Raw genomic sequence first — 22397 nt, forward strand, 5'->3', positions numbered from 1 at the left:
ACTTGGAACTTGAAGCAAATCGGTTCGGTAATCAATCGGCTACATGGCTTCCAGGCGGAACAGGGCAATCTTGTTGATCTCGCTCAGTGCACGCTGAAATTCCTGCTCGGGAGAATTGTGAATGCGCTCTTCGAACGACGCCAGTATCTGGTGTCGATTACTGCCTCGCACGGCCATGACAAAAATAAACCCAAACTTGGCTTTGTATGCCTCATTCAGCCTGACAAAGCGTTCAAACTCTTCCGGGCTGCAATCCTGAATACCGGCACCGGCCTGCTCGGACGTACTGGAGGCCGTCAGCTCTCCACGCATTGCGGCTTTTCCTGCAAGGTCAGGGTGGGCATTGATCAAGGCCAACTGGGTGTCGCGATCCGCACTGAGAAGGATGTTGGCCATCCGCTCATGCAGGCTTTCGATCTCATCACATGTTTCATCGATGCCCATCTCATAGGCTTTATCCGCTACCCACGGTGAATGCTCATAGATGTCCGCAAATGCGGCCACAAATTCCTCGCGCCCAAGGCTGGACGGAGTCAGGGTTCGAAAACGGCTCATTGTTTGCTCCTGATACCTTATTGAATGCGGCCGGTGCCCGCGTTATAAAACACCATGCCATATACATCGTATACAATTAACATAGGCGCCAATGTGAGGCAATTCTTTTTGCAGGTCGGCGATATCTCTGGCTTCAACATGGCTCTCACTCACTACCCTTAATCCATAATAGATCTAAAAATACGAAATATATCAATTTATGGGATACAATATATACAAATTGTGTATTCAGTTATGATTGAATTATGTTACTCTTTGATCAGGTCATCGTGGCCACGGCGGGGAGGTTTTGTGACATTCGATCTGCGAACCTCACCCGCCCTCCTGCAACACACTCGACTTGCCTCAGTGTGTTTTTACCCGCCTTCTGGCGGGTTTTTTTTACCCTTTCCCAAACCCCAGTGATGGCCGGGAGCTCCGAAAGGCGGCACATGATTGGATCAGGCTCGGCTAAACGGGGTCATTTCTCGTATACTATCCCACTACCGGATTCCGTACTTCCACCACCTCATTCGCGAGACATTATGAGCAAACAAGCCCAGCCCACCAAAAGCCCGAACCGAGCCGAGAAAAAACGGACGGGGGCGACAAGCGACACCATATACGCCCACATGTTCGACGCTATTCTTGAGCATCGCCTGGCTCCGGGAACCAAGTTGAGCGAAGAGGCACTGGGAGAAATTTTTGGAGTCAGCCGCACGATTATCCGGCGGGAGCTGTCACAGTTGGCACATGAGGGTGTCGTTTCCATTCGCCCCAATCGGGGCGCGATGGTGGCCAGCCCAAGCGTGGAGGAAGCCCGCCAGATTCTCTACGCACGGCGCTTGGTCGAACGTGCCATCACAGAGCTTGCGGTTCAGCACGCTACTGAAGAACAGATCGATGAGCTGCGGGGGATGGTGACAGAGGAGCATGATTGCTTCGCCCGCGGGGATCGGGGCGCCGGAATTCGCTTGTCTGGCGAGTTCCACCTGAAACTGGCCGAGGCGGCGAACAACGCCCCCTTCGTTGGCTTCCAGCGCAGCCTGGTTTCGCAGACCTCACTGATCATCGCCCAATACGAAAAAGGAACCCGTTCGCACTGTTCCTATGATGAGCACAACCAGCTACTGGATGCGATATCCGCCCGTGACACCGACAAAGCCGTTTCGTTGATGATGCATCACATGGATCATATCGATGCGAAACTGAACTTTGATAACGAAAGCACAACCGATGACCTGCATGCGGTGTTTTCACACATTGGCTTTGCCCGCAAAAAAGCCGGCACCAAACAATAAGGTCCTGCCAGGGTATCCGCGTACAGGCCCGATGTTAGTGCTCGGTGCTTTACTCACATGGACTTCGGAAGCACCAGAATGGCGCGGAAATCATTAACATTGGTGCGAGTCGGACCCGTGATGATCAAGCCATCGAGTGCTTCAAAAAAGCTGTAGGCGTCGTTGCGGGCGAGATAGGTTGCAGGGTCAAGCTTCAGGGCCTGGACCCGCGACCAGTCATTAGGTCCGAAAATGGCCCCGGCGTTATCCTCGGAGCCATCAATACCGTCCGTGTCGATGGCCAAAGCGTGAATATTGGACGCTCCCTGAAGGACCGAGATGGCGCCCAGGAGGTATTCGACGTTGCGACCTCCTCGCCCCTCACCGGACACCGTAACGCTGGTCTCGCCGCCTGAAAGGATCAACAGAGGTTCTTTGAGGTCTTTTTGCAGCGTCAACGCCATTGTCGCGTGCTCACCTCCGAGCTCCCTCGCCTCTCCTTCAAGATCGTCACCCAACACACGAACGTCTACACCGGCCAGGTTGGCGGACGCTTCGGCGGCTCGAAGTGCATCACAGGCCCTGGCCTGAACAATCGTGCGGTCAAGCCCAAATTCGGGTGAATGCGGCTTGGGGGCGGTATCGTCGCTGACCAGGTGGCTACGCACAGCCTCTGGAATATCAATGGAGTACCGCTCCAGTATTTCCAGGGCATCCAGTGGCGTTGTCGCGTCTGGAATGGTTGGTCCTGAGGCGATGAGCGCAGGATCGTCGCCGGGCACATCGGAAATCAGGTAGGTAATCACCCTCGCCGGATGGGCTGCGACAGCCAGGCGCCCACCCTTGATGCGCGAAAGGTGGCGCCGCACCGTGTTGATCTCCCGGATCGGGGCCCCGCAACGCAACAACGTCTTGTTGATGGCCTGCTTTTGCTGCAGTGTCAGCCCTGGCGCCGGCAGCGTCATGAGTGCGGAACCGCCACCGGAAATCAAAGCGACAACAAGATCATTCCCGGTCAGCCCGGCCACCGACTCGAGCATCCGCTGGGCAGCCTTCTCGCCCAATTCGTCCGGCATGGGATGAGAAGCTTCCAATACCTCGATGTGACGACATTCCGCACCGTGTCCATACCGGGTAACAACGAGGCCGGAAAGGTCGGCGTCATCGTAGGTATCAGCCCACGTGCGCTCGAAGGCCGCAGCCATTGCCGCCGCCGCTTTGCCAGCCCCAATCACGACGGTGCGTCCGGCCGGGCGCGGCGGTAGCTGGCCAGCCGAAAGCAGCGTATCGGGATGCACGGCGGAGACCGCCGTTGCGGCAAGCTGCCTGAGCCAGACATTCACTTCTGTCGGATGATCAAAGGACAGCGAATTGGACAAGGCGTGCATCTGCGGCTCCTCGCAACGGATAGAAATTAAAGAAACGACGTGGTACGCCGGCGCGCCCCCAATCGCGCCCTAATGACCGGTGCCGAATCGACACCGGCCACTGGGTTTGAGTGCAGCGCCGGCTGCTTAACTAGGCACCAATCTCGTGGTCTGCCAGTTTTTCCAGGGCCTTCACAATGCCTGCGTGATCCCAATCCGCGCCATTGTTCGCGGCGCAGGCCTGGAACAGTTGCTGGGCGTTGGCGGTGCCAGGCAGCGACAGGTTCAGGCTGCGTGCACTTTCCAGGGCCAGGTTGAGGTCCTTCTGGTGCAGGCGAATACGGAAGCCAGGGTCAAAGGTACGCTTGATCATGCGCTCTCCGTGGACATCGAGGATCTTCGACTGGGCCAGACCACCCAGCAGGGCCTCACGCACTTTCGTTACATCCGCTCCGGCTTTCGACGCGAAAAGCAGACCCTCAGCCGCGGCCTGGATGGTCAGTGCTACCACGATCTGGTTGGCAACTTTGCAGATCTGACCGGCGCCGTGATCGCCAATATGGGTGATGGTCTTACCCATGACCTCAAGAACGGGCAGAGCCCGGTTAAAGCCTTCATTGGTACCACCTACCATAATGGTCAGGGTTGCGTTAACAGCGCCACCCTCGCCACCAGATACCGGGGCATCGACGTACTCACCACCAGCCTCGGTGATGCGCTTGGCAAATGCCTGGGTGGGGATCGGCGCAATCGAGCTCATATCGATAACCAGCGTACCGGGCTGGAGACCTTCAACGATGCCGCCCTCACCAATCAGCACTTCCTCAACATCGGGGGTATCCGGGACCATGGTGATGATAATCTCGGCCTGTTCCGCAACTGCCTTGGGGCTATCGACTTCTTTCATGCCCTTGGCCGCCAGGCCTTCGTCCAGGGAGCCGTACTTAACGTAGGTCACCAGCTCGTGGCCTGCTTCCATCAGGTGTCCGGCCATGGGCCGCCCCATAATTCCGAGACCAATAAATCCGATCTTGCTCATAATCCTCTCCTTACTAACTTTTTTGTTGAATGACCTTATCGTGCGTTATCCAGCCAGCCGAGCCCTTCAAGCGTCGTCGTCGCAGGCTTGTACTCGCAGCCGATCCACCCCTGGTAACCCAGGCGATCAAGATGGCCGAACAGGAACGGGTAATTGATCTCCCCGGTGCCGGGTTCGTGGCGCCCTGGATTATCCGCCAGCTGCACATGGCCGATTTTCGAAAGGTGCTTTTCGATGGTCGGGGCCAGGTCGCCCTCCATGATCTGCATGTGATAGATGTCGTACTGCAGTTGCAGGTTGTCGCTGCCCACTTCCTCAAACAGCGCCAAGGCCTGCTCCGTCCGGTTGAGGAAGAAGCCGGGGATGTCCCGGGTGTTGATGGGCTCGGCGAGCAACAGGATGCCTGCCGCTTTCAGCTTTTCGGCGGCGAAGCGGAGGTTGTCGATAAGTGTGCGACGGGCCTGTTCTTCGCTCACCGTGTTAGGCCGGATACCTGCCAGACAATTCAGTTGCTTACACCCGAGCACGGTGGCGTAGTCAATGGCCAGATCCACGCCTTCACGAAACTCTTCGACCCGGTCCGGGTGACAGGCAATACCGCGCTCACCAGCCGCCCAGTCCCCTGCGGGAAGGTTGTGCAGCACTTGGGTGAGGCCATGGGCATCCAACTGCTTTTTGATGTCTGCCGCGGGAAAATCGTAGGGGAAGAGGTACTCTACGCCCTGGAAGCCTGCCGACGCGGCGGCCTGGAAGCGGTCGAGAAAATCCTCCTCGGTGAACAGCATGCTTAGATTCGCTGCAAACTTAGGCATTTTGGGGTCTCCTACTCGTCCATTTTTGGGTCTTCGCCCCCTCTACCTGTTGTTTTTCCACAGGTTTGGGGGCGATTGATTGCGTTGCTTAAGTCAGGCTGGCAATTGAGGTCGGCGCATCGGTGACGTTCTCTACCAGTGCTTCGAACTCGTTAACGCCGTCAAGATCGGTCCCCATGGCAATGTTGGTCACACGCTCAAGGATGATCTCAACCACAACCGGTACCCGGTGTTCCTGCATCAGTTGCCTCGCCTGTACAAACGCCGGGCCAATGTCATCAGGCTTGGTGACCCGCAACGCCTTGCAACCAAGGCCCTCGACAACCGAGACATGATCAACGCCATAGTCGTTAATCTCGGGGCAGTTGACGTTCTCGAACGACAGCTGCACGCAGTAGTCCATGTCGAAACCACGCTGCGCCTGACGGATCAGCCCCAGATACGAGTTGTTCACGAGGACATGGATGTAGGGCAGCTTGAACTGCGCCCCGGCAGCCAACTCCTCGACCATGAACTGGAAGTCGTAGTCCCCGGAGAGAGCGACGACCTCGGCCTCGGGATCGGCACGGCATACACCCAGGGCAGCTGGAATGGTCCAGCCCAACGGGCCGGCCTGACCGCAGTTGATCCAGTGCCGCGGCTTGTACACGTGCAGGAACTGGGCTCCGGCGATCTGGGACAGACCAATGGCGGTCACGTACCGGACATTCTTGCCGAACACCTTGTTCATCTCTTCGTAGACGCGCTGCGGCTTGACCGGCACGTCGTCGAAGTGAGTCTTGCGCAGCAGTGTCTGCTTACGCTCCTGGCATTCCTGGGCCCAGGCTCCGCGATCCTTGAGTTTGCCTTCGGCGCGCCACTCCTTGGCCACGGTAATGAAGAGTTCCAGCGCCGCCTTGGCATCAGAGACAATCCCGTAATCCGGCCCGAAGATACGGCCGATCTGGGTGGGCTCGATGTCAACATGAACAAACTTCCGGTCCTTGGTATAGGCCTCGATGCTACCGGTGTGCCGGTTCGCCCAGCGGTTACCAATGCCCATCACGAAGTCGGACGCGAGCATGGTGGCGTTGCCATAGCGATGGGACGTCTGGAGCCCCACCATGCCGGCCATCAATGGATGGTCATCCGGAATCGTCCCCCAGCCCATCAAGGTCGGAACAACGGGAACACCCGTAAGCTCTGCAAACTCAACCAGAAGGTCGCTCGCATCACTGTTGATAACGCCGCCACCGGCAACCAGCAAGGGCTTGTCAGCCTCGTTCAGCAAGTTCAGTGCTTTCTCGATCTGCGCCCGTGAAGCCGACGGCTTGTAGGCAGGCAACGGTTCGTAGGTGTCCGGATCAAATTCGATCTCGCTCATCTGTACATCGATGGGCAGGTCAATCAGAACGGGACCTGGACGGGAGCTGCGCATCAACTGGAACGCCTGCTGGAACGCCCGCGGCACCTGAGCCGGCTCAAGGACGGTAACCGCCCATTTGGTCACCGGGCCGGCGATGGCCTGGATGTTCACCGCCTGGAAGTCTTCCTTGTGCAGTTTGCTGCGCGGCGCCTGCCCAGTGATGCAGAGAATGGGTATGGAGTCGCCCGTGGCAGAGTACAGCCCGGTGATCATGTCGGTGCCGGCAGGCCCTGACGTTCCGATGCAGACACCGATGTTGCCTGCTTTTGTGCGGGTGTAACCCTCTGCCATATGAGAGGCCCCCTCCACGTGGCGCGCAAGGACATGGTCAACTCCTCCAACCTTGCGCATGGCGGAATAGAACGGGTTAATCGCCGCTCCGGGCACTCCAAAGGCAATGTCGATACCTTCTTTCTTCAAAACGTGAACAGCTGCTTCTGCTGCGGTCATGCGAGTCATGGTGTTTCCTCCGAAGTAAGGTTGTTCTTGTATTCGAGGCGAAGCTCGTCCCGGCGCCTGAAACGTATGTGCACCGTCGGTAAAGGTTGAATGGAAATTCAGCCGGTAGATCAGTCAGATAGGTCGAGGAGCACACGCACCTCCATTCCGTACTCGTCGCAGTTGTTCCCCGAGCCGCCGCGATCGATAACCAGGAATTCACCTTCCCGATCCAACACCGACTGCACGGCGTGCCAGGTACCCGCGCGGTAATTCACTCCCTGGAAACCATCGGTGACAAAGGCGCGAACTTCATCAGGGCTGATCGTGTCGCCTGGGGGTGCGACAACAACCAGGAATCGCTCCTCGTGCAGAGGCATAAAGGCCTGGCTGCCTTGCGGGTGGCGCTCCAGGAACGACAGCTCCAGCGGTAACGTCACCGGCTGGCTGACAAAAATACTCACCAGAACCCGCGCCTCATCACCGAGCAGCTCCACTTTCGCCAGATCATGGTGGCGCTGGGTGCGCCCCGCATTGATGGGAAAGGAGTCAGCCGTGCGCCGGTCAATAACATCCCCGAATTCGGCGAATGCCTCCGGGCTCAACGGTTGTGCTTTGAGTTCCAGCATAAAAATGTCCTCGTCTCAGCTCAGCGCGAACCGAATCCGCTGAGTTTCATGTGCCGGTTCACGTCCTTGTAAAGCAGGTAACGGAACGGCCCCGGCCCACCGGCATAGCACGCTTGTGGGCAGAAGGCGCGAAGCCACATGTAGTCACCCGCCTCCACTTCAACCCAATCCTGGTTGAGGTGATAAACCGCCTTCCCTTCCAGCACGTAAAGGCCATGTTCCATCACGTGGGTCTCGGCAAATGGAATGACTCCGCCGGGCTGGAAATTGACAATGTTGACGTGCATGTCATGTCGAATGTCCTGCGGATCAACAAAGCGTGTTGTCGTCCAGCGCCCCTCAGTTCCCGGCATCTCGGTGGGCGTTATGTCCGTCTCATTGGTGACAAAAGCTTCAGGCACCTCAATACCGTCCACATGCTCGTAGGCTTTTCGCACCCAGTGAAAACGCAGCGGCGCATCGCTCTCGTTCAACAACTGCCAGGAGGCACCCGGCGGGATAAAGGCATAGCCGCCCTCTTGCATCCGGTGTTGTTGGCCGGCGATGGTCAGGGTCATCTCGCCTTCAACCACAAACAGAACCCCTTCCGCGCAAGCGTCCAGCTCTGGTCGCGAGCTGCCGCCCCCAGGGGACACTTCCATGATGTACTGGGAGAACGTTTCGGCGAATCCAGACAGCGGGCGTGAAAGCACCCAAAGCCGGGTTTTTTCCCAATGCGGCAAGGCACTGGCGACGATATCCCGCATCACGCCCCTGGGAATGATGGCGTAGGCTTCGGTAAAAACCGCACGGTCAGACAACAACTGGGTCTGAGGTGGATGCCCGCCAGCGGGAGCGTAATACGTAGGTTTGTTCACAGATCGATTGCTCATTGCTGCTCCTTGGATGAGAGCGGGTGGTGGTGCTCGGCCCAATGGCGAGCAATATCCACACGTCTCGTAACCCAGACACGATCATGGGCTTCTATGTGATCGAGGAATCGCTGCAGGGCCCGGAAGCGTCCCGGCCGGCCAACCAGCCGACAGTGGAGACCAACAGACAGCATTTTTGGCGAGTCCTCACCCTCGGCATAAAGCACGTCGAAGGCATCCCGTAAATACTGGTAAAAGTCCTCTCCGGTACCGAAGCCTTGCGCTGAAGCGAAGCGCATGTCATTGGTGTCCAGGGCATAAGGCACTACCAGGTGGTTGTGCATTTCGCCCTCACTATCGTACTGACGGGTCCAGAACGGCAGATCGTCCCCGTAGTAATCGCTGTCGTAGAGAAAGCTGCCTTCGTCCAGCACCAGACGGCGCGTGTTCTCGCTGTCGCGACCGGTATACCACCCTGCCGGTTTCTCACCGTATAAAGCCTCGAAGATCTCGATGGCCCGGCGCATGTGCGCGCGCTCTATACCTTCCGGAATATTCTGGTAGTGAATCCAGCGCCAACCGTGACAGGCAACCTCATGCCCCAGCTCTTTAAACGCATGGGCAAGCTCGGGGTGCCGCTCAAGGGCCATCGCCACGCCAAATACCGTCAGCGGCATGCCGCGGCGCTGAAACTCCTTCAGTACCCGCCATACCCCTGCCCGCGAGCCGTACTCATAGATTGACTCCATGCTCATGTGCCGGCTTGGGTAGGCCTCAGCCCCGGCGATTTCGGACAGGAACTGCTCCGAATGCGTATCGCCATGCAGGACGCAGTTCTCCGCACCTTCCTCGTAATTGAGAACGAACTGCACGGCAATGCGTGCCCGGCCAGGCCAATTTGCATGGGGAGGCTCAGAACCGTAACCAATCAGGTCTCGGGGGTAATGGTCTGGATTAGCCGGATTCATCAAGCAACTTCCTTCTTCCAATCCGTTTGGCAGGCCGTTGGTACCAGCTCGCCCTCAATATGAATTGTATACTTAAATATACTATATTGTATCCAACATGAACGCAACACTCATTCACCCCAGTTCTTGATGATTTCGCGTTCTTCTTCGGTCATGTTCGTGGCGTTGCCCAACGGCATGTATCCGTTCGCCACAACCTCCTGGATCTTGGCCTGATGGCTGAGGATCTGATCAACCGCATCAAACGCAAATCCCGCCGGCGGAGCCGAAAACGCCGGGTTCTCAGGTTGCTTCGAATGGCATCCCGCACAGTGCTGTTCAATGGTCGCGCCCACGTTGGCAGCAAGGGGGGATTCACTTGTCTCATGCGTCGTCGTATTGGGCTCGGCGTTTGCCTGAGCCGTTGCCACCTGGGACTCTCCCGTGGGCGCGGCCACCCAGAACGTCAGCAGGATCAGCACACCACCGGCCAGAAGGTAGGAAGGTTGGGTTTTGCCCGCATGCATCAGTACAAAGAACTGGCGGATAACGGCGCCGGCAAATATGAGCAGCGACATGACCAACCATGCCTGAGCCTCTGTATAGGCGAAGGCGTAGTGATTACTGATCATCAACAGAACGACGGGAAGCGTGAAGTAGGTATTGTGGACAGAGCGTTGTTTACCGCGCTTGCCATCAATCGGATTGGGCTCCTCGCCCGCCTTCATGGCATCGACCATGCGGCGCTGGCCCGGAATGATCCAGAAGAAAACGTTCGCGGACATGGCTGTTGCCATGACAGCACCGGTCAGAAGGAACGCAGCACGGCCAGCAAACAATTGGGTGCTTACATAGGCAACTATGACAAGCAGCACCCCAACCGCAATACTCAGAATGCCGTCCCGCTCCATGTTCGGGCTTATGCGCTTGCACAGCTCATTGTATACAACCCACCCGAATGCCAGGAAAAGCACCGCCGCAACGTTGGCCTGCCATCCACTTAACTCAGCAGCCCACTGCCAACTGCTATTGGTGTTCACCAGGTAGAAGCCTGGGTTGACCATGTAGAGAATAACGAACAGCGCGAAACCCGACAGCCAGGTGGTGTACGATTTCCAGAACGACCAATGCAGGTCGGCAGGCAAGGTACCCGGACTGGTGGCGTACTTTTGGTTGTGATAGAAACCGCCCCCATGCACGGCCCACATCTCACCAAAAACCCCCTTCTTTTTGCAGTTTTCGGCCTGTGGCGGCTTGAGGCTGTTATCCAGCATCACGAAGTAGATTGACTCACCAATCCACGCAATCGCCGCAATCACATGCAGCCACCGCAACATGAAATTCACAAAATCCAGAATGTAAGCTTCCATTAACCTGTTCTCTTGTTCGCACTGTTGTATTGATGACTGACCATCTCGACTCAGCTACCGCGGTAGGTGGAGTAGCTGTAGGGAGAAAGCAGGAGGGGCACATGAAAGTGCTGGGAGGCGTCAGCCACGCCGAAACGCAATGGGATAACATCGAGAAAGCGCGGTTCGTCAGCCTCTACGCCCTGGCGCCGGAGGTAGTCTCCAGCGTGAAAGACCAGCTCGAACTGGCCCTCGGTAAAGGCCTCACCTTCAAGTATCGGGGCATCGCAACGGCCATCATCATTAGTGGTGACTTCTTTCAGCAAGGTGCGCGATTCACCCTCCAGTCGGTAAACCTCGATACGAATACCCTGTCCGGGGCGTCCCAGCGAAGTATCCAGTACGTGTGTGGTAAGGCGTCCCATAAAGTTCTCCTGTCATGTGATGGCAGCTGGACCGCTGAAACCAGCGGCCCAATGGATCCGATGATGATAGCGCGGGTCAGAAGTGGAACTTGACCAGTGCGCTAACAGCGTTCTCCGTATCTATGTTTGGGCTACCGAATTTATTACGCCAGTACGAGTACTCTATACCGGCATACAACACGCCAGCCTCTCCCGTGAAATGACCAAGGTCGAGTTTGAACTGCGGGTTGATGTACAATTCCGCACTCTGAGCACCGCTTACGCCCGATGAATAGTCGATAAAACCGTCAAAGAGAAACGCCGCGCTGCCCAGCTCGAACGGCACACCCCATGTTACCGTCAACTGCCAGTCGTCCGGCGTGTCGAACGCGGTATTGTTTTCAACATAGTAGGCATTGGTGTTGAAGTACTGGAATCCAGGGATGTCCCAGCCCAATCCAAGACCGTACATGTAGTTGTTCGCCTCTACCCCACCATCGAACTCATACTGGGTTGCCAGGTAGACGTCATTAACCGGCCCGAAGCCCAGATCCTGGCCGCTTAGCCAACTCAGGCTCAGCCGGGGCGCGAACTCCCCATAGGTGGAGTCAGCGTTACCGGAATTCCCCTGGACCTGATAGCGGTCAATGAAGAAGAACGTATCCCCCCAGTTGTGGGCGGTCACGTTTTCAAAGGTAAACACGGTCGCGGACTCTTTCTGAGAGCCAAAGATTTCATAGTCATCGCTATAAAGCAGCGACACACTGGAACTGCCGAAGAACTTTTCAGCGTGAACAACCGGAGCAAACGCGGTGAAAACGCACGCCGCCAGCAGGATTTTTTGCAACAGTTTCATTTTTACTACCTCTCGTTTTGTTGTTTTGGGGTAAAACCTCGGGTTCGGGTCAACCGTGTGCCTTCGATCACAGGAAGGCGAACTTGGCGATGAAGATGACACAGAGAACATACAGGCTGACGGATACTTTCTTCCTCTGCCCGGTAAGCAGCTTCAACGTGGCATAGGTGACGAAGCCCAGCGCAATGCCATTGGCGATGGAGAAGGTCAGCGGCATCATCACCACAGTAATGATGGCCGGGATGGTGTCGGTGATGTCCTTCCAGTCGATGTGAGCCATTCCACTCATCATCAGCATAGCGACGTATATCAGCGCGCCTGAGGTCGCATAGGCCGGGATCATTCCCGCAAGAGGTGCAAAGAAGGTTGCCAGCAGGAATAGCACGCCGACAGTGACGGCCGTCAGACCAGTGCGACCACCCGCGGCCACGCCTGAAGCGCTTTCAACATAGCTGGTTACCGGCGGGCAACCCACAAACGAGCCCAGGACACTGGATGTACTGTCCGCTTTAAGGGATTTGGAAAGGTTTTCTATCTTGCCGTTCTCGTCAACCAGGTTTGCACGATGAGCCACCCCCATCAGTGTTCCAGCAGTGTCGAACATGTTCACGAAGAGAAACGCGAGCACAACGCTGATCATTCCCACGTTCAACGCGCCCGCAATATCCATCGCCAGCCAGGTTGGCGCCAGGCTGGGAGGGAGCGACACAACCCCACTATACTCCACAAGCCCCATACTCCAGCCGATCCCCGTTACAACGAGCATGCTCAGCAGGATGGCGCCAAACACGTTGCGGTGGCTAAGCACCGCGATCAGCAAAAAGCAGATGGCGGCCAGCAGTGCCGAAGGTTCACCAAAAGACCCCATCGTCACCAGAGTCGCGGGGCTGTCGACGACAATGCCCGCCGTCTTCAGGCCAATGAGACCGAGAAACAGACCAACCCCTGCCCCCATGGCAAAACGCAGGCTCATCGGAATGCTGTTAAGCAGCCATTCGCGGATTCGCGAGAGGCTCATAATCATAAACAGGATGCCGGAGAGAAAGACCGCACCGAGGGCGACCTGCCAGGTATAGCCCATTTCGCCAACAACGGTGTAGGTAAAAAACGCGTTGAGCCCCATGCCCGGCGCCAGTCCCACCGGCCAGTTGGCGTAGAACCCCATGAGCAGGCAGCCAAGTGCCGCCCCCAGACAGGTGGCGACGAACGCAGCACCATGATCAAGGCCGGCCGCAGCCATAACATTGGGATTAACGAAGATAATGTAGGCCATGGTTACGAAGGTGGTCAGGCCCGCTATCAGCTCAACTTTGACTGAGCTTCCATGCTGACGGAGCTTGAATATGCGCTCGAGCCAGTCCGTTCTCGCTAACGCTCCGAGCGAGCGCTTCTGCTGATCGATGTTTTCCACAAGGTATTCCTCATCATTGTTGTTTTCTATCACCCAGAGCAGAGCCCTTGAGGCAGGTGATGGCTGGTTTGCCATATCGGCATTTCCTGACTTATCGGTCAGGAACCACAACTCCGATTATGCTTTTGTATACAACAATTGCAACAAAATTCTTATAACGATTGTGCACAAGAAAAAAGAAGGACCCGAAGAGGTGTGGCAGAAAGGTTCTGGACCGAGGGTGGGCGTGCCCATCAGCGGCAACGGGCAGCCCACCAGTGGCACGCTATCGGCGGTGAACGGACATGCCCGCGCTGAAGGTTTCCTTCACCACGCGGTCATCGCCAAGAATCATGAGGGCAAACAGTGTTTCCTCCAGGCTTTTGGATTGCTTCAGGCGGTAACTGATCAGCGGCGTGGCTTCGTAATCCAGTACAACAAAGTCCGCCTCTTTCCCGGCCTGCAGGCTGCCAATCCTGTCATCCAGGTAGAGGGACCGGGCTCCGCCCAGTGTTGCAAGGTAAAAGGCTTTAAAAGGATCCAGTTTCTGCCCCTGCAGCTGCAACACCTTGTACGCCTCGTTAAGGCTTTGAAGCTGGGAAAAACTGGTACCCGCCCCTACATCCGTGCCCAGGCCAACGCGAACCCCATGCGACTCCAGGTGCGCCAGGTCAAGCAAACCACTGCCAAGGAAGAGGTTCGACGTCGGGCAAAAGGCTACCGCAGAGCCAGTGTCGCCCAGCCGCCTGCACTCGTCGTCATGCAGGTGAACACCGTGTGCAAACACTGACCGTTCACCAATCAGGCCATGGTGGTCGTATACATCAAGGTAACCATCCCGCTCAGGAAACAGCTCTTTTACCCACTCAATCTCCTGTCGGTTCTCGGAAATGTGGGTGTGCATGTACAAGCCCGGGAATTCCTTGAAGAGCTTACCCGCCAGCTCAAGTTGCTCATCGGAGCTCGTCGGCGCAAATCGGGGCGTCACTGCATAGGACAAACGGCCCTTTCCATGCCAACGCTCAATAAGCTCCTTGCTGTCCGCATAACCGGATTCCGCTGTATCCACCAAATAGTCAGGCGCGCAACGGTCCATCAACACCTTGCCCGCAATCATCCGCAGGTTCAGCCTGGAGGCATGTTCGAAAAAGGCATCCACCGACTGCTTATGGACGGTTCCGAAGACCAGGGCCGTCGTTGTCCCGTTTCTCAACAGTTCACGGAGGAAGATCTCAGCCTGAGCATGAGCGTGCCGTGAATCATCAAACTGTCCCTCGCAGGGAAAGGTGTAGGTTTCCAGCCAGTCCAGCAACTGGGCGCCATAGGAGCCGATGATTCCCACCTGCGGATAATGGATATGGGTATCGACGAAGCCGGGGGTTATCAGGGCATCCTCGTAGTGAACGACCTCGACTTCAGGAGACAGTGATGGCAACAGGCTCTCCGCCGTGCCTATCTCGACGACCGTGCCGTCCTCGACCACTAACAGGCCATCTTCAAAATACTCGTAGGAACGTTCCGCACCCACCACGCCCGGGTCGGCGATGCAGTGGAAAACAGAGGCACGGTAGGCTTTGCGCTGGGACATGGTCACTCTCGTCAGTCTTGTTGTCGCATTGGTGTTGTTGGCGACGATTGGATTGCGTGTCTCAGGGAAATTTAAACAGGATTGGTAGCCTGGTCAATAAAAAACTGACCAATAAGTCAGGAAATTTTCATAACCGAGCGCCGTCGAAGGCATACGACGGGCGGTATGCCAGGCATTCCGGAGTCAGGCGTTAAGGCTCGGCGAGGCCACAACCGCGCAGGATGACAGACGTCAGGAAATCCGCGGCGTGCTGAAAGTCACTTTCGGTGTATTCGCTCTTGTCCTCAATCGCGAGGATCTGGACCTGGAAGTCAGCGTAGTGTTGCGTGGATGACCAGATCAGGAGGATGAGTTGCACCGGATCAACGGGCGCCATTCGCCCCGCGTCGATCCACTGCTGAATCACACCCGCTCGCGCCTGCACCCACTCCCGCATGGTCGTGGACAGATGCTCCTTGAGGACCGGCGCCCCCTGAATGATTTCCAGCGCAAACAGGCGCGATGCCAGGGGGTGGGTCCTGGATAGCTCTACCTTGGCGTGAATAAAACTGGCCAGGGTCGTGGCGGGGTCATCTTCTGGCTGTATCTTCGAAAACACCTCGTTCCACCGCCCCATGATGTCATCCATCAACGCGTAGTAGATGCGCTTTTTATTGCTGAAATAGTAAAGCACGTTGGATTTCGGCAGCCCCGCCCTGTCCGCAATCTTCTGAACGGTGGTTGCTCCGAAGCCGTTCTGGGAAAACTCCTTTTCCGCGGCCATCAGAATACGCTCACGATTGCGCTCACGAATTCGGCCCGGGCGCACTTTCTTGCGCTTGCTGTCTGATGACGTTGCTCGCTTCGTTTCGGGGAAGTCTGGTTCGATTTGACGGGTCATGGTGTCGAGTAGCTTCAGGTTGGAACGTCGAGGCTCCGACGATAGCCGATCTCTGTGCGGCAATCAAAGGAATAGTCTTTACACAAAAAACTGGACTATTTGGTCAGGAAATTGTAAAAAGAATAACGGGCCCATGTGACTTTTGGCATCCGTGATGCGGCATCGCCTGTGCAACTACTGAAATCAATCAAGGGCTTACGCCAATGACTCTGATGCTCAGTCTTAAACAAAGAGAAAAGCAGAAAGAGACAGGCGCAAGTGCAGAAGAGCGGGAAAATTTGTGATCAGATTCTACTTGAACGGCCAACTACAAAAACTCAACCAAGTCGACCCGAATCTCAGCATCCTCGACTGGCTGCGCACCAGGAAGCGACTGACAGGCACCAAGGAAGGCTGCGCATCGGGTGACTGCGGGGCTTGCACCGTGGTGATCGGATCGCCCGACCCTGAGCAGTCCGGGCAACTCCGCTACGACAGCGTGAACAGCTGCATCGCGCTCGTCGGAAGCCTGCATGGCAAACATCTGGTGACCGTCGACGCGCTAACCCAGGAGCCAGCTCACCCGGTACAGAAGGAGATGGTGGAGTGTCACGGAGCCCAGTGCGGCTTCTGCACGCCTGGCATCATCATGTCGCTGTTCGCCCTGCATACAGAAAGCGCGGCCAACGGTTCCGTGCCCGACGACGACGCCTTATTGGAGGCGCTGTCCGGCAACCTTTGCCGCTGCACGGGTTACCGGCCAATCATCGAGGCCGGGCGTCGGGCTTGTGTGCAAACGTGGGAGCCCGGCACCGGTAACGCCGTTCTGAGCCGAAGCAGTGCGCTCAGCGGCCCGGATGGCGCGGCTCCGAACAACCCCGCGCCGGGCCTTAGCGGCATAGCCTGGCTGCAGAACCCCGAAATGATCGCCGACCTGTTAAGCGTGCAGAATACGGCAGGCGAACTCACCGACGATCACGGCTACCGATACGATGCTCCAGTCACTCTGGACGCGCTTCGTGGGCTGCGCCGTCGGTTTCCCAAGGCACGGTTGATTGCCGGCGGCACCGACCTGTCCCTTGAAATCACCCAACAGCTCAAAGACCTTGATCACCTGATCGGTCTGAGTGGCATCAAGGAGTTGCAGGAGATCCAAGAGGACGAAGACGGGATCTATCTCGGAGCCGGGGTGACCTACCGCGCCATGTTCCATAAGCTCGAGGAGCGTTGGCCGCACTTCGGGCCGATGCTGGAGCGCCTGGGTTCACGCCAGATCCGCAACCGCGGGACTGTTGGGGGCAATATCGGGAACGCTTCGCCAATCGGTGACATGCCGCCCGCGCTGATTGCACTGGGCGCAGAGCTCGACCTGGACAGCGTTGATGGTACCCGGCGCCTGCGCCTTGAGGACTTCTTCCACGGCTACAAGCAGACCGACCTCCAGCCTCACGAATTCATTAGGGGCACCTGGATCCCCAACCCGGCACCTGACGAAAAGCTGTTCATCTACAAAGTCTCCAAGCGCATTGATGACGACATTTCCGCAGTGCTGGGTGCCTTTTGGCTCAAGCGCGACGGCGACACAATCAAGGACTGCCGACTGGCCTTTGGCGGGATGGCGGCAACGCCAAAGCGGGCCAGTGGTGCTGAAGCGGCGCTTCGAGGCCAGCCCTGGAATGCAGACACGGTTGCGGCCGCCATTGCCGCACTGGAACTCGAATTTGAACCCATGACAGACGTGCGGGGGTCCGCAGCCTACCGCCTGCAAGTAGCCGGCAACCTGCTGCGCCGCGCGTTTTTGGAGAGCACTCAAGACACCACAACAACAAACCAGCCCCTCATGGTGACTGACTATGCGTAAACTACCTCCCAATATTCCGCGGCCCACCACAACGGCGAAAGGGCTGACAGGCACCCAGGCATTTCATGACAGTGCCTGGAAGCACGTTCGTGGACAGGCCCGCTATATAGACGACCTCCCCGAGCCCGCAGAACTCCTGCACGCGGCCGTCGGCCAGAGTACGCACGCCCACGCCCGTATCACCGCCATGGATCTCAGCGAGGTTTGGGCCTACCCCGGCGTGGTTTCGGTCATGACCGTCGAGGACGTGCCCGGCCATACCGACATCGGGCCGGTCTTTCCCGGCGATCCGGTTCTGGCCGGAGATGTGGTCGAACATGTGGGCCAGCCGCTGTTTGCCGTTGCGGCAACGAGTCATCGCGCGGCCCGCCAGGCGGCCCGACTTGCGAAAGTCAGCTACGAGCCCCTTCCTGCCGCGTTGACCGCGGAGGCCGCGCTTGATCAGCAGTTGTTTGTGCGCCCCAGCCATACCCAGCTGAGGGGCGACCCGGATAAAGCGCTTGCCGAAGCGCCAAATCGCCTACAGGCCCAGATGCACGTTGGCGGACAGGAGCATTTCTACCTGGAAGGACAAGCGTGCCTGGTAGAGCCTACCGAAGACGCGGGCGTGTTTGTTCATACCTCCAGCCAGCACCCCTCCGAGGTGCAAAAGCTGGTGGCCGAAGTCCTTGACCTCCCCATTCATGAAGTCCAGGTGGAAGTAAGGCGCATGGGTGGCGGCTTCGGCGGCAAGGAAACCCAGGCTGCACCGCTGGCCTGTATCTCGGCCCTGCTTGCCCGACGCACCGGGCGGCCTGTTAAATACCGGATGGCGCGCTACGACGACATGGTACAAACGGGCAAGCGACACGACTTTTTCAACACATATGACATTGGCTTCGACAACGAGGGTGTACTGCGGGGGGCCGACATCATGGTGGCCGGACGCTGTGGCTTTTCGCCGGACCTGTCCGATGCCATCGTCGACCGCGCCATGTTTCATTCCGACAACGCCTATAGCCTGGGGCAGGCGCGTGTTGTTGGCCACCGCTGCAAAACCCATACGGTGTCCAATACCGCCTTCCGAGGCTTCGGTGGCCCCCAGGGCATGATGATCATTGAGCGGGCAATGGACGATATCGCCCGCCATCTCGGCATGGACCCGCTGGATGTGCGCAAGCGCAACCTGTACGGGCCTGGCCGTGATGTAACCCACTATGGTCAAACCGTCGAGCAACACGTTTTACCGGACCTGATCGACACGCTCGAGGCCAGCTCGGACTACCGTCAGCGTCGTACCGAGATTTCCAGGTTCAACAAAGAGAACTCGGTCCTGAAACGGGGCCTGGCCCTGACACCGGTGAAGTTCGGCATTTCATTCACCGCGAAGCACCTCAACCAGGCTGGCGCACTGGTGCACGTTTACACCGATGGCAGCATTCACCTCAATCACGGCGGCACCGAAATGGGCCAGGGGCTTTACATCAAGGTAGCCCAGGTCGTGGCTGCGGCCTTCCAGGTAGACCTGGACCGGGTAAAAGTGTCCGCGACCCGGACCGACAAGGTGCCCAACACTTCACCAACGGCTGCCTCCTCGGGCACTGACCTGAACGGCATGGCTGCCCTGGATGCCTGCGAGAAAATCAAGCAGCGCCTGGTCGAGTTTGCCGCCGAAACCTACGGCGTGAGCGCGGACTCGGTACGGTTTGAAAACAACCAGGTCCATGTCGGTGAGCAGCAGTTCGGCTGGGCGGAGTTCGTGCAGCAGGCTTACATGGCGCGGGTTTCTCTGTCTTCCAACGGTTTCTACAGTACACCCAAGATTCACTATGACCGAGAAACCGGTCAAGGCCGGCCCTTCCTGTATTACGCCAACGGGGCTGCCTGCGCAGAGGTGGTGGTTGACACCCTCACCGGAGAGTACAAGACCATGCGGGTGGACATCCTTCACGACGTGGGGCAGTCGCTGAATCCGGCCGTGGACATTGGCCAGATTGAAGGCGGCTTTGTTCAGGGCATGGGCTGGCTCACCACCGAAGAGTTGGTATACAGCGACGAAGGCCGACTGTTGTCCAACGGCCCGGCGACCTACAAAATCCCGGCTGTGTCAGACGCGCCACCGGATTTCCGGGTGGCCCTGCTGCCTCACAGCCCCAACCGGGAAGCCACCGTATTCCGTTCAAAGGCTGTGGGCGAACCGCCACTCATGCTGGGCATGGCAGTATGGTCTGCCCTGCGTGACGCTGTTTCGAGCGTGGCGGACTATCGCTACAGCCCGCCCCTGGACACGCCTGCGACACCAGAGCGGGTGCTCCAGGCTGTCACAGCAACCGAGCGCTGGGTAGCAGCGCAGGGGGAACCGTCATGCAAGAACGCCTGACCTGGATCCAAGCCGTTGCTGACTGCGAACGTCGCGGTCACCCCTATGTTTTGGTCACGGTACTGGGCGTAACAGGCTCGGTACCACGGGAGCCGGCCAGTAAGATGGTCGTCACCCGGGAACACAGCTACGACACCATCGGCGGCGGCCACCTGGAATACCGGGTGATCGCCCGCGCCCGCGAGCGCCTGGCAAACCACGAATACAGCTACGAGCTGGCACACTTCCCTCTGGGTGCCAGCCTTGGACAATGCTGTGGTGGTAGCGTGGCGGTCCTGCTGGAGGCCCAGTCCGGCGGCGATGCCCGCCTTGTGGTCTTTGGTGCGGGTCACGTCAGCCATGCCCTGATGCGTATCGTGGGTGATTTGCCCTGGCAGATCACCTGGGTCGACTCCCGGCAGGAATGTTTTCCGGACAGGACGCCCGACAACACCACGGTTCATTGCACCGACGACCCGGTTGGGGACGTTCCCGAACTGTGCAGCAACGCCCATGTACTGATTCTGACCCACAACCACGCACTGGATTATGACCTCTGCCAGGCGCTGCTGAAACGGGACGATGTGCGCACGATCGGCCTGATCGGTTCGCAGACCAAGGCGGAGCGTTTTCGCCAACGCCTTGCTCACCGCGGGTATACCGAAGCCGATATCGACCGCATCCGGTGCCCCGTCGGGCGCAGTGACATCCCGGGTAAGCGGCCCATGGAAGTCGCGGTGTCCATTTCCGCCGAGCTTCTTAGCCTGGTCGCTTCCGACACGGCCAAGAAACCATCAAAACGAGGCCTCTCCTGGGGGGCTCTTAAAGCGCTTACGAAAGAAGTTAAGCCAAACGAGGTTGAAGTCGCGGGCCAGAAAACGTAACCCAGCAGACAACCTGACATCGCTGCCAACCCCGGGCCGGCGCCCGCCTGAGCGCCGGCCCGGCAGATACCCTGTCATTAAAAGTTCAATTTGCTCACAATTTTACTTGACAAGTAATACATATTTGTACGAAGTTATCGGTCATAATGTATACAACAAAGAGCTGTAGGAATGACCGGAACAGACCACAGATTATGGATTCGCAATCCGCTTGCCTGCTCTGACCCAGGCGCAGCCGGCGGTATTGTCGTCACGGGAACAAGAATTGTGGAAAAAGTGGCCAGGGGGCAGCAACCTCACCAGCCCGTTAACGAGACCTTTGATGCTTCCGGGCATGTCCTGTTACCCGGCTTGGTAAATACCCACCATCACTTCTACCAAACCCTGACCCGAGCCTATTCCCCCGCGCTCAATAAAGAGTTATTTCCCTGGCTGACCACGCTTTACGATGTCTGGGCCAATCTCAACGACAGCCAGATGGCCCTGGCCAGCGAGTTGGCGATGGTCGAGCTGCTGATGTCGGGATGCACCACCGTAGCGGACCATCATTACGTCTTTTCCGGTGCCTTGGTAAACGCGATTGACTGCCAGGTCGAAACCGCCCAGCGCCTCGGCGTTCGAGCGGCACTGACTCGCGGGTCCATGAGCGTCGGGCGCGACGATGGCGGTCTGCCGCCACAGACCGTGGTGCAGGACGAGCAAACCATTGTCGATGACAGCCAGCGTCTTATCGACCGTTACCACCAGCGTGCTGAAGGGGCCATGACCACCATCGCCCTGGCGCCTTGTTCACCGTTTTCAGTCAGCCGGGCATTGATGCGCGAGAGCGGGCGGCTTGCAGAGAACAACGACGTTCGCCTCCACACCCATCTTGCCGAAACCGAAGATGAGACCGCTTACTGCCAGAAGCTGTTTGGCATGCGCCCGCTGGATTATCTCGAGGACAGTGGCTGGCTCACCGATCGCACGTGGCTGGCCCATGGCATTCATTTCAATGACGACGAAATTCAGCGCCTTGGCCGTGCAGGCACGGGCATCGCTCACTGTCCCTCGTCAAACATGGTTCTGGGCTCAGGGCTGTGCCGGACCCTGGAACTCGAAGCGGCGGGCTCACCGGTCGGATTGGCGGTCGATGGATCAGCATCGAGCGACCACTCGAACCTTGCCTCGGAAATGCGTCAGGCACTGCTTCTGGGCCGCCTGCGTTACTCGCCGAGCCAGGTAACACACGAAGCCGTCATCCGCTGGGCAACGCAAGGCTCGGCCCGTTGCCTGGGACGAACCGATATCGGTGGACTGGAGCCAGGCCAGCAGGCTGACCTGGCGCTGTTCAAACTTGATGAGCCGCGTTTCTCAGGCGCGGAGAATCCACTGGCGGCGTTGCTGCTGTGTGGTGCACAACGCGCTGACCGGGTCATGGTCGCCGGGCGCTGGAGAGTGACCGGCGGCCTGCCCTGCGACGTCGATCTTGACGCGTTGATGGCACGCCATGATGAAGCAGCCCGCCAACTAAGGAGAGCTATTTAGAAAATCTTTGTAGAGCTATTGGTAGTCAACAGTCAGGCA

General features: G+C 57.8%; 19 protein-coding genes. 5 read left to right on the top strand and 14 right to left on the bottom strand.

Translation table 11 applies throughout. The features are described from left to right. Window positions 1-39: 39 nt before the first annotated feature. The gene (uraD, locus tag B2590_RS16930; protein ID WP_286812031.1) at window positions 40-555 is read right to left on the bottom strand and encodes a 2-oxo-4-hydroxy-4-carboxy-5-ureidoimidazoline decarboxylase; all 516 of its coding nucleotides are present in this window, start codon (window positions 553-555) and stop codon (window positions 40-42) included. 524 nt (window positions 556-1079) lie between these two features. Here uraD and B2590_RS16935 point away from each other — a divergent pair. Next, window positions 1080-1835, top strand: a complete 756-nt coding sequence (locus B2590_RS16935; RefSeq protein WP_286812030.1) for a GntR family transcriptional regulator — start codon at window positions 1080-1082, stop codon at window positions 1833-1835. 53 nt (window positions 1836-1888) lie between these two features. Here B2590_RS16935 and B2590_RS16940 read toward each other — a convergent pair whose 3' ends face one another. The 13 genes from B2590_RS16940 to B2590_RS17000 form a co-directional block, all read right to left on the bottom strand. Further along, on the bottom strand, window positions 1889-3202 hold the full coding sequence (locus B2590_RS16940) for a glycerate kinase type-2 family protein (RefSeq protein WP_286812029.1): 1314 nt from the start codon (window positions 3200-3202) through the stop codon (window positions 1889-1891). Between the two features lie 130 nt (window positions 3203-3332). After that, on the bottom strand, window positions 3333-4220 hold the full coding sequence (locus B2590_RS16945; RefSeq protein WP_085681754.1) for a 2-hydroxy-3-oxopropionate reductase: 888 nt from the start codon (window positions 4218-4220) through the stop codon (window positions 3333-3335). 35 nt (window positions 4221-4255) lie between these two features. Beyond that, window positions 4256-5032 carry a hydroxypyruvate isomerase gene (gene hyi, locus B2590_RS16950; protein ID WP_085681755.1) on the bottom strand — a complete coding sequence of 259 codons (777 nt, stop codon included), beginning with the start codon at window positions 5030-5032 and terminating at the stop codon, window positions 4256-4258. 88 nt (window positions 5033-5120) lie between these two features. Further along, window positions 5121-6896, bottom strand: a complete 1776-nt coding sequence (gene gcl, locus B2590_RS16955; protein WP_213479961.1) for a glyoxylate carboligase — start codon at window positions 6894-6896, stop codon at window positions 5121-5123. 110 nt (window positions 6897-7006) lie between these two features. Beyond that, window positions 7007-7504: an ureidoglycolate lyase gene (locus tag B2590_RS16960; RefSeq protein ID WP_041334478.1), complete on the bottom strand. Its 498-nt coding sequence runs from the start codon at window positions 7502-7504 to the stop codon at window positions 7007-7009. Between the two features lie 20 nt (window positions 7505-7524). Then, the gene (locus B2590_RS16965) at window positions 7525-8361 is read right to left on the bottom strand and encodes a bifunctional allantoicase/(S)-ureidoglycine aminohydrolase (RefSeq protein WP_227517975.1); all 837 of its coding nucleotides are present in this window, start codon (window positions 8359-8361) and stop codon (window positions 7525-7527) included. An 11-nt stretch (window positions 8362-8372) separates the two neighbouring features. Further along, window positions 8373-9323 (bottom strand): allantoinase PuuE, encoded by a 951-nt coding sequence (puuE, locus tag B2590_RS16970; protein ID WP_085681758.1) that lies wholly within the window; start codon window positions 9321-9323, stop codon window positions 8373-8375. 110 nt (window positions 9324-9433) lie between these two features. Further along, on the bottom strand, window positions 9434-10672 hold the full coding sequence (locus B2590_RS16975) for a urate hydroxylase PuuD (RefSeq protein ID WP_041334470.1): 1239 nt from the start codon (window positions 10670-10672) through the stop codon (window positions 9434-9436). Between the two features lie 50 nt (window positions 10673-10722). Then, complete coding sequence (gene uraH / locus B2590_RS16980; protein ID WP_075195336.1) at window positions 10723-11076, bottom strand: hydroxyisourate hydrolase; 354 nt, start codon at window positions 11074-11076, stop codon at window positions 10723-10725. A 76-nt stretch (window positions 11077-11152) separates the two neighbouring features. After that, window positions 11153-11911, bottom strand: a complete 759-nt coding sequence (locus B2590_RS16985; RefSeq protein ID WP_041334467.1) for an outer membrane protein OmpK — start codon at window positions 11909-11911, stop codon at window positions 11153-11155. Window positions 11912-11978: 67 nt separating this feature from the next. Further along, window positions 11979-13355 (bottom strand): NCS2 family permease, encoded by a 1377-nt coding sequence (locus B2590_RS16990; protein ID WP_414673265.1) that lies wholly within the window; start codon window positions 13353-13355, stop codon window positions 11979-11981. 232 nt (window positions 13356-13587) lie between these two features. Next, window positions 13588-14889: a guanine deaminase gene (gene guaD / locus B2590_RS16995; RefSeq protein ID WP_041336680.1), complete on the bottom strand. Its 1302-nt coding sequence runs from the start codon at window positions 14887-14889 to the stop codon at window positions 13588-13590. A gap of 190 nt (window positions 14890-15079) precedes the next feature. Continuing rightward, complete coding sequence (locus B2590_RS17000) at window positions 15080-15769, bottom strand: TetR/AcrR family transcriptional regulator (protein WP_041334465.1); 690 nt, start codon at window positions 15767-15769, stop codon at window positions 15080-15082. 280 nt (window positions 15770-16049) lie between these two features. Here B2590_RS17000 and xdhA point away from each other — a divergent pair, with 280 nt between their 5' ends. The 4 genes from xdhA to B2590_RS17020 all read left to right on the top strand — a co-directional run bounded on the left by xdhA (window position 16050) and on the right by B2590_RS17020 (window position 22358). Further along, a complete protein-coding gene (xdhA, locus tag B2590_RS17005) occupies window positions 16050-17609 on the top strand; it encodes a xanthine dehydrogenase small subunit (RefSeq protein WP_286812028.1) in 1560 nt (519 codons plus the stop codon). Further along, window positions 17602-19968, top strand: a complete 2367-nt coding sequence (xdhB, locus tag B2590_RS17010; protein ID WP_278366711.1) for a xanthine dehydrogenase molybdopterin binding subunit — start codon at window positions 17602-17604, stop codon at window positions 19966-19968. The genes xdhA and xdhB overlap by 8 nt, the downstream gene beginning before the upstream one ends. Beyond that, window positions 19953-20831 carry a xanthine dehydrogenase accessory protein XdhC gene (gene xdhC / locus B2590_RS17015; protein WP_041334460.1) on the top strand — a complete coding sequence of 293 codons (879 nt, stop codon included), beginning with the start codon at window positions 19953-19955 and terminating at the stop codon, window positions 20829-20831. The genes xdhB and xdhC overlap by 16 nt, the downstream gene beginning before the upstream one ends. Window positions 20832-21002: 171 nt before the next feature. Further along, complete coding sequence (locus B2590_RS17020; RefSeq protein ID WP_286812027.1) at window positions 21003-22358, top strand: 8-oxoguanine deaminase; 1356 nt, start codon at window positions 21003-21005, stop codon at window positions 22356-22358. The last annotated feature ends 39 nt before the right edge of the window (window positions 22359-22397 follow it).

It is taken from the genome of Marinobacter sp. UBA3604 (genome assembly GCF_002375325.1).
In the GTDB taxonomy this organism is placed as follows: domain Bacteria; phylum Pseudomonadota; class Gammaproteobacteria; order Pseudomonadales; family Oleiphilaceae; genus Marinobacter; species Marinobacter salarius.

Coding starts and splice junctions, on each gene's coding strand:
- uraD (WP_286812031.1), bottom strand. CDS start 555: ATGAGCCGTTTTCGAACCCTGACTCCGTCCAGCCTTGGGCGCGAGGAA.
- B2590_RS16935 (WP_286812030.1), top strand. CDS start 1,080: ATGAGCAAACAAGCCCAGCCCACCAAAAGCCCGAACCGAGCCGAGAAA.
- B2590_RS16940 (WP_286812029.1), bottom strand. CDS start 3,202: ATGCACGCCTTGTCCAATTCGCTGTCCTTTGATCATCCGACAGAAGTG.
- B2590_RS16945 (WP_085681754.1), bottom strand. CDS start 4,220: ATGAGCAAGATCGGATTTATTGGTCTCGGAATTATGGGGCGGCCCATG.
- hyi (WP_085681755.1), bottom strand. CDS start 5,032: ATGCCTAAGTTTGCAGCGAATCTAAGCATGCTGTTCACCGAGGAGGAT.
- gcl (WP_213479961.1), bottom strand. CDS start 6,896: ATGACTCGCATGACCGCAGCAGAAGCAGCTGTTCACGTTTTGAAGAAA.
- B2590_RS16960 (WP_041334478.1), bottom strand. CDS start 7,504: ATGCTGGAACTCAAAGCACAACCGTTGAGCCCGGAGGCATTCGCCGAA.
- puuE (WP_085681758.1), bottom strand. CDS start 9,323: ATGAATCCGGCTAATCCAGACCATTACCCCCGAGACCTGATTGGTTAC.
- B2590_RS16975 (WP_041334470.1), bottom strand. CDS start 10,672: ATGGAAGCTTACATTCTGGATTTTGTGAATTTCATGTTGCGGTGGCTG.
- uraH (WP_075195336.1), bottom strand. CDS start 11,076: ATGGGACGCCTTACCACACACGTACTGGATACTTCGCTGGGACGCCCC.
- B2590_RS16985 (WP_041334467.1), bottom strand. CDS start 11,911: ATGAAACTGTTGCAAAAAATCCTGCTGGCGGCGTGCGTTTTCACCGCG.
- guaD (WP_041336680.1), bottom strand. CDS start 14,889: ATGTCCCAGCGCAAAGCCTACCGTGCCTCTGTTTTCCACTGCATCGCC.
- B2590_RS17000 (WP_041334465.1), bottom strand. CDS start 15,769: ATGACCCGTCAAATCGAACCAGACTTCCCCGAAACGAAGCGAGCAACG.
- xdhB (WP_278366711.1), top strand. CDS start 17,602: ATGCGTAAACTACCTCCCAATATTCCGCGGCCCACCACAACGGCGAAA.
- xdhC (WP_041334460.1), top strand. CDS start 19,953: ATGCAAGAACGCCTGACCTGGATCCAAGCCGTTGCTGACTGCGAACGT.
- B2590_RS17020 (WP_286812027.1), top strand. CDS start 21,003: ATGACCGGAACAGACCACAGATTATGGATTCGCAATCCGCTTGCCTGC.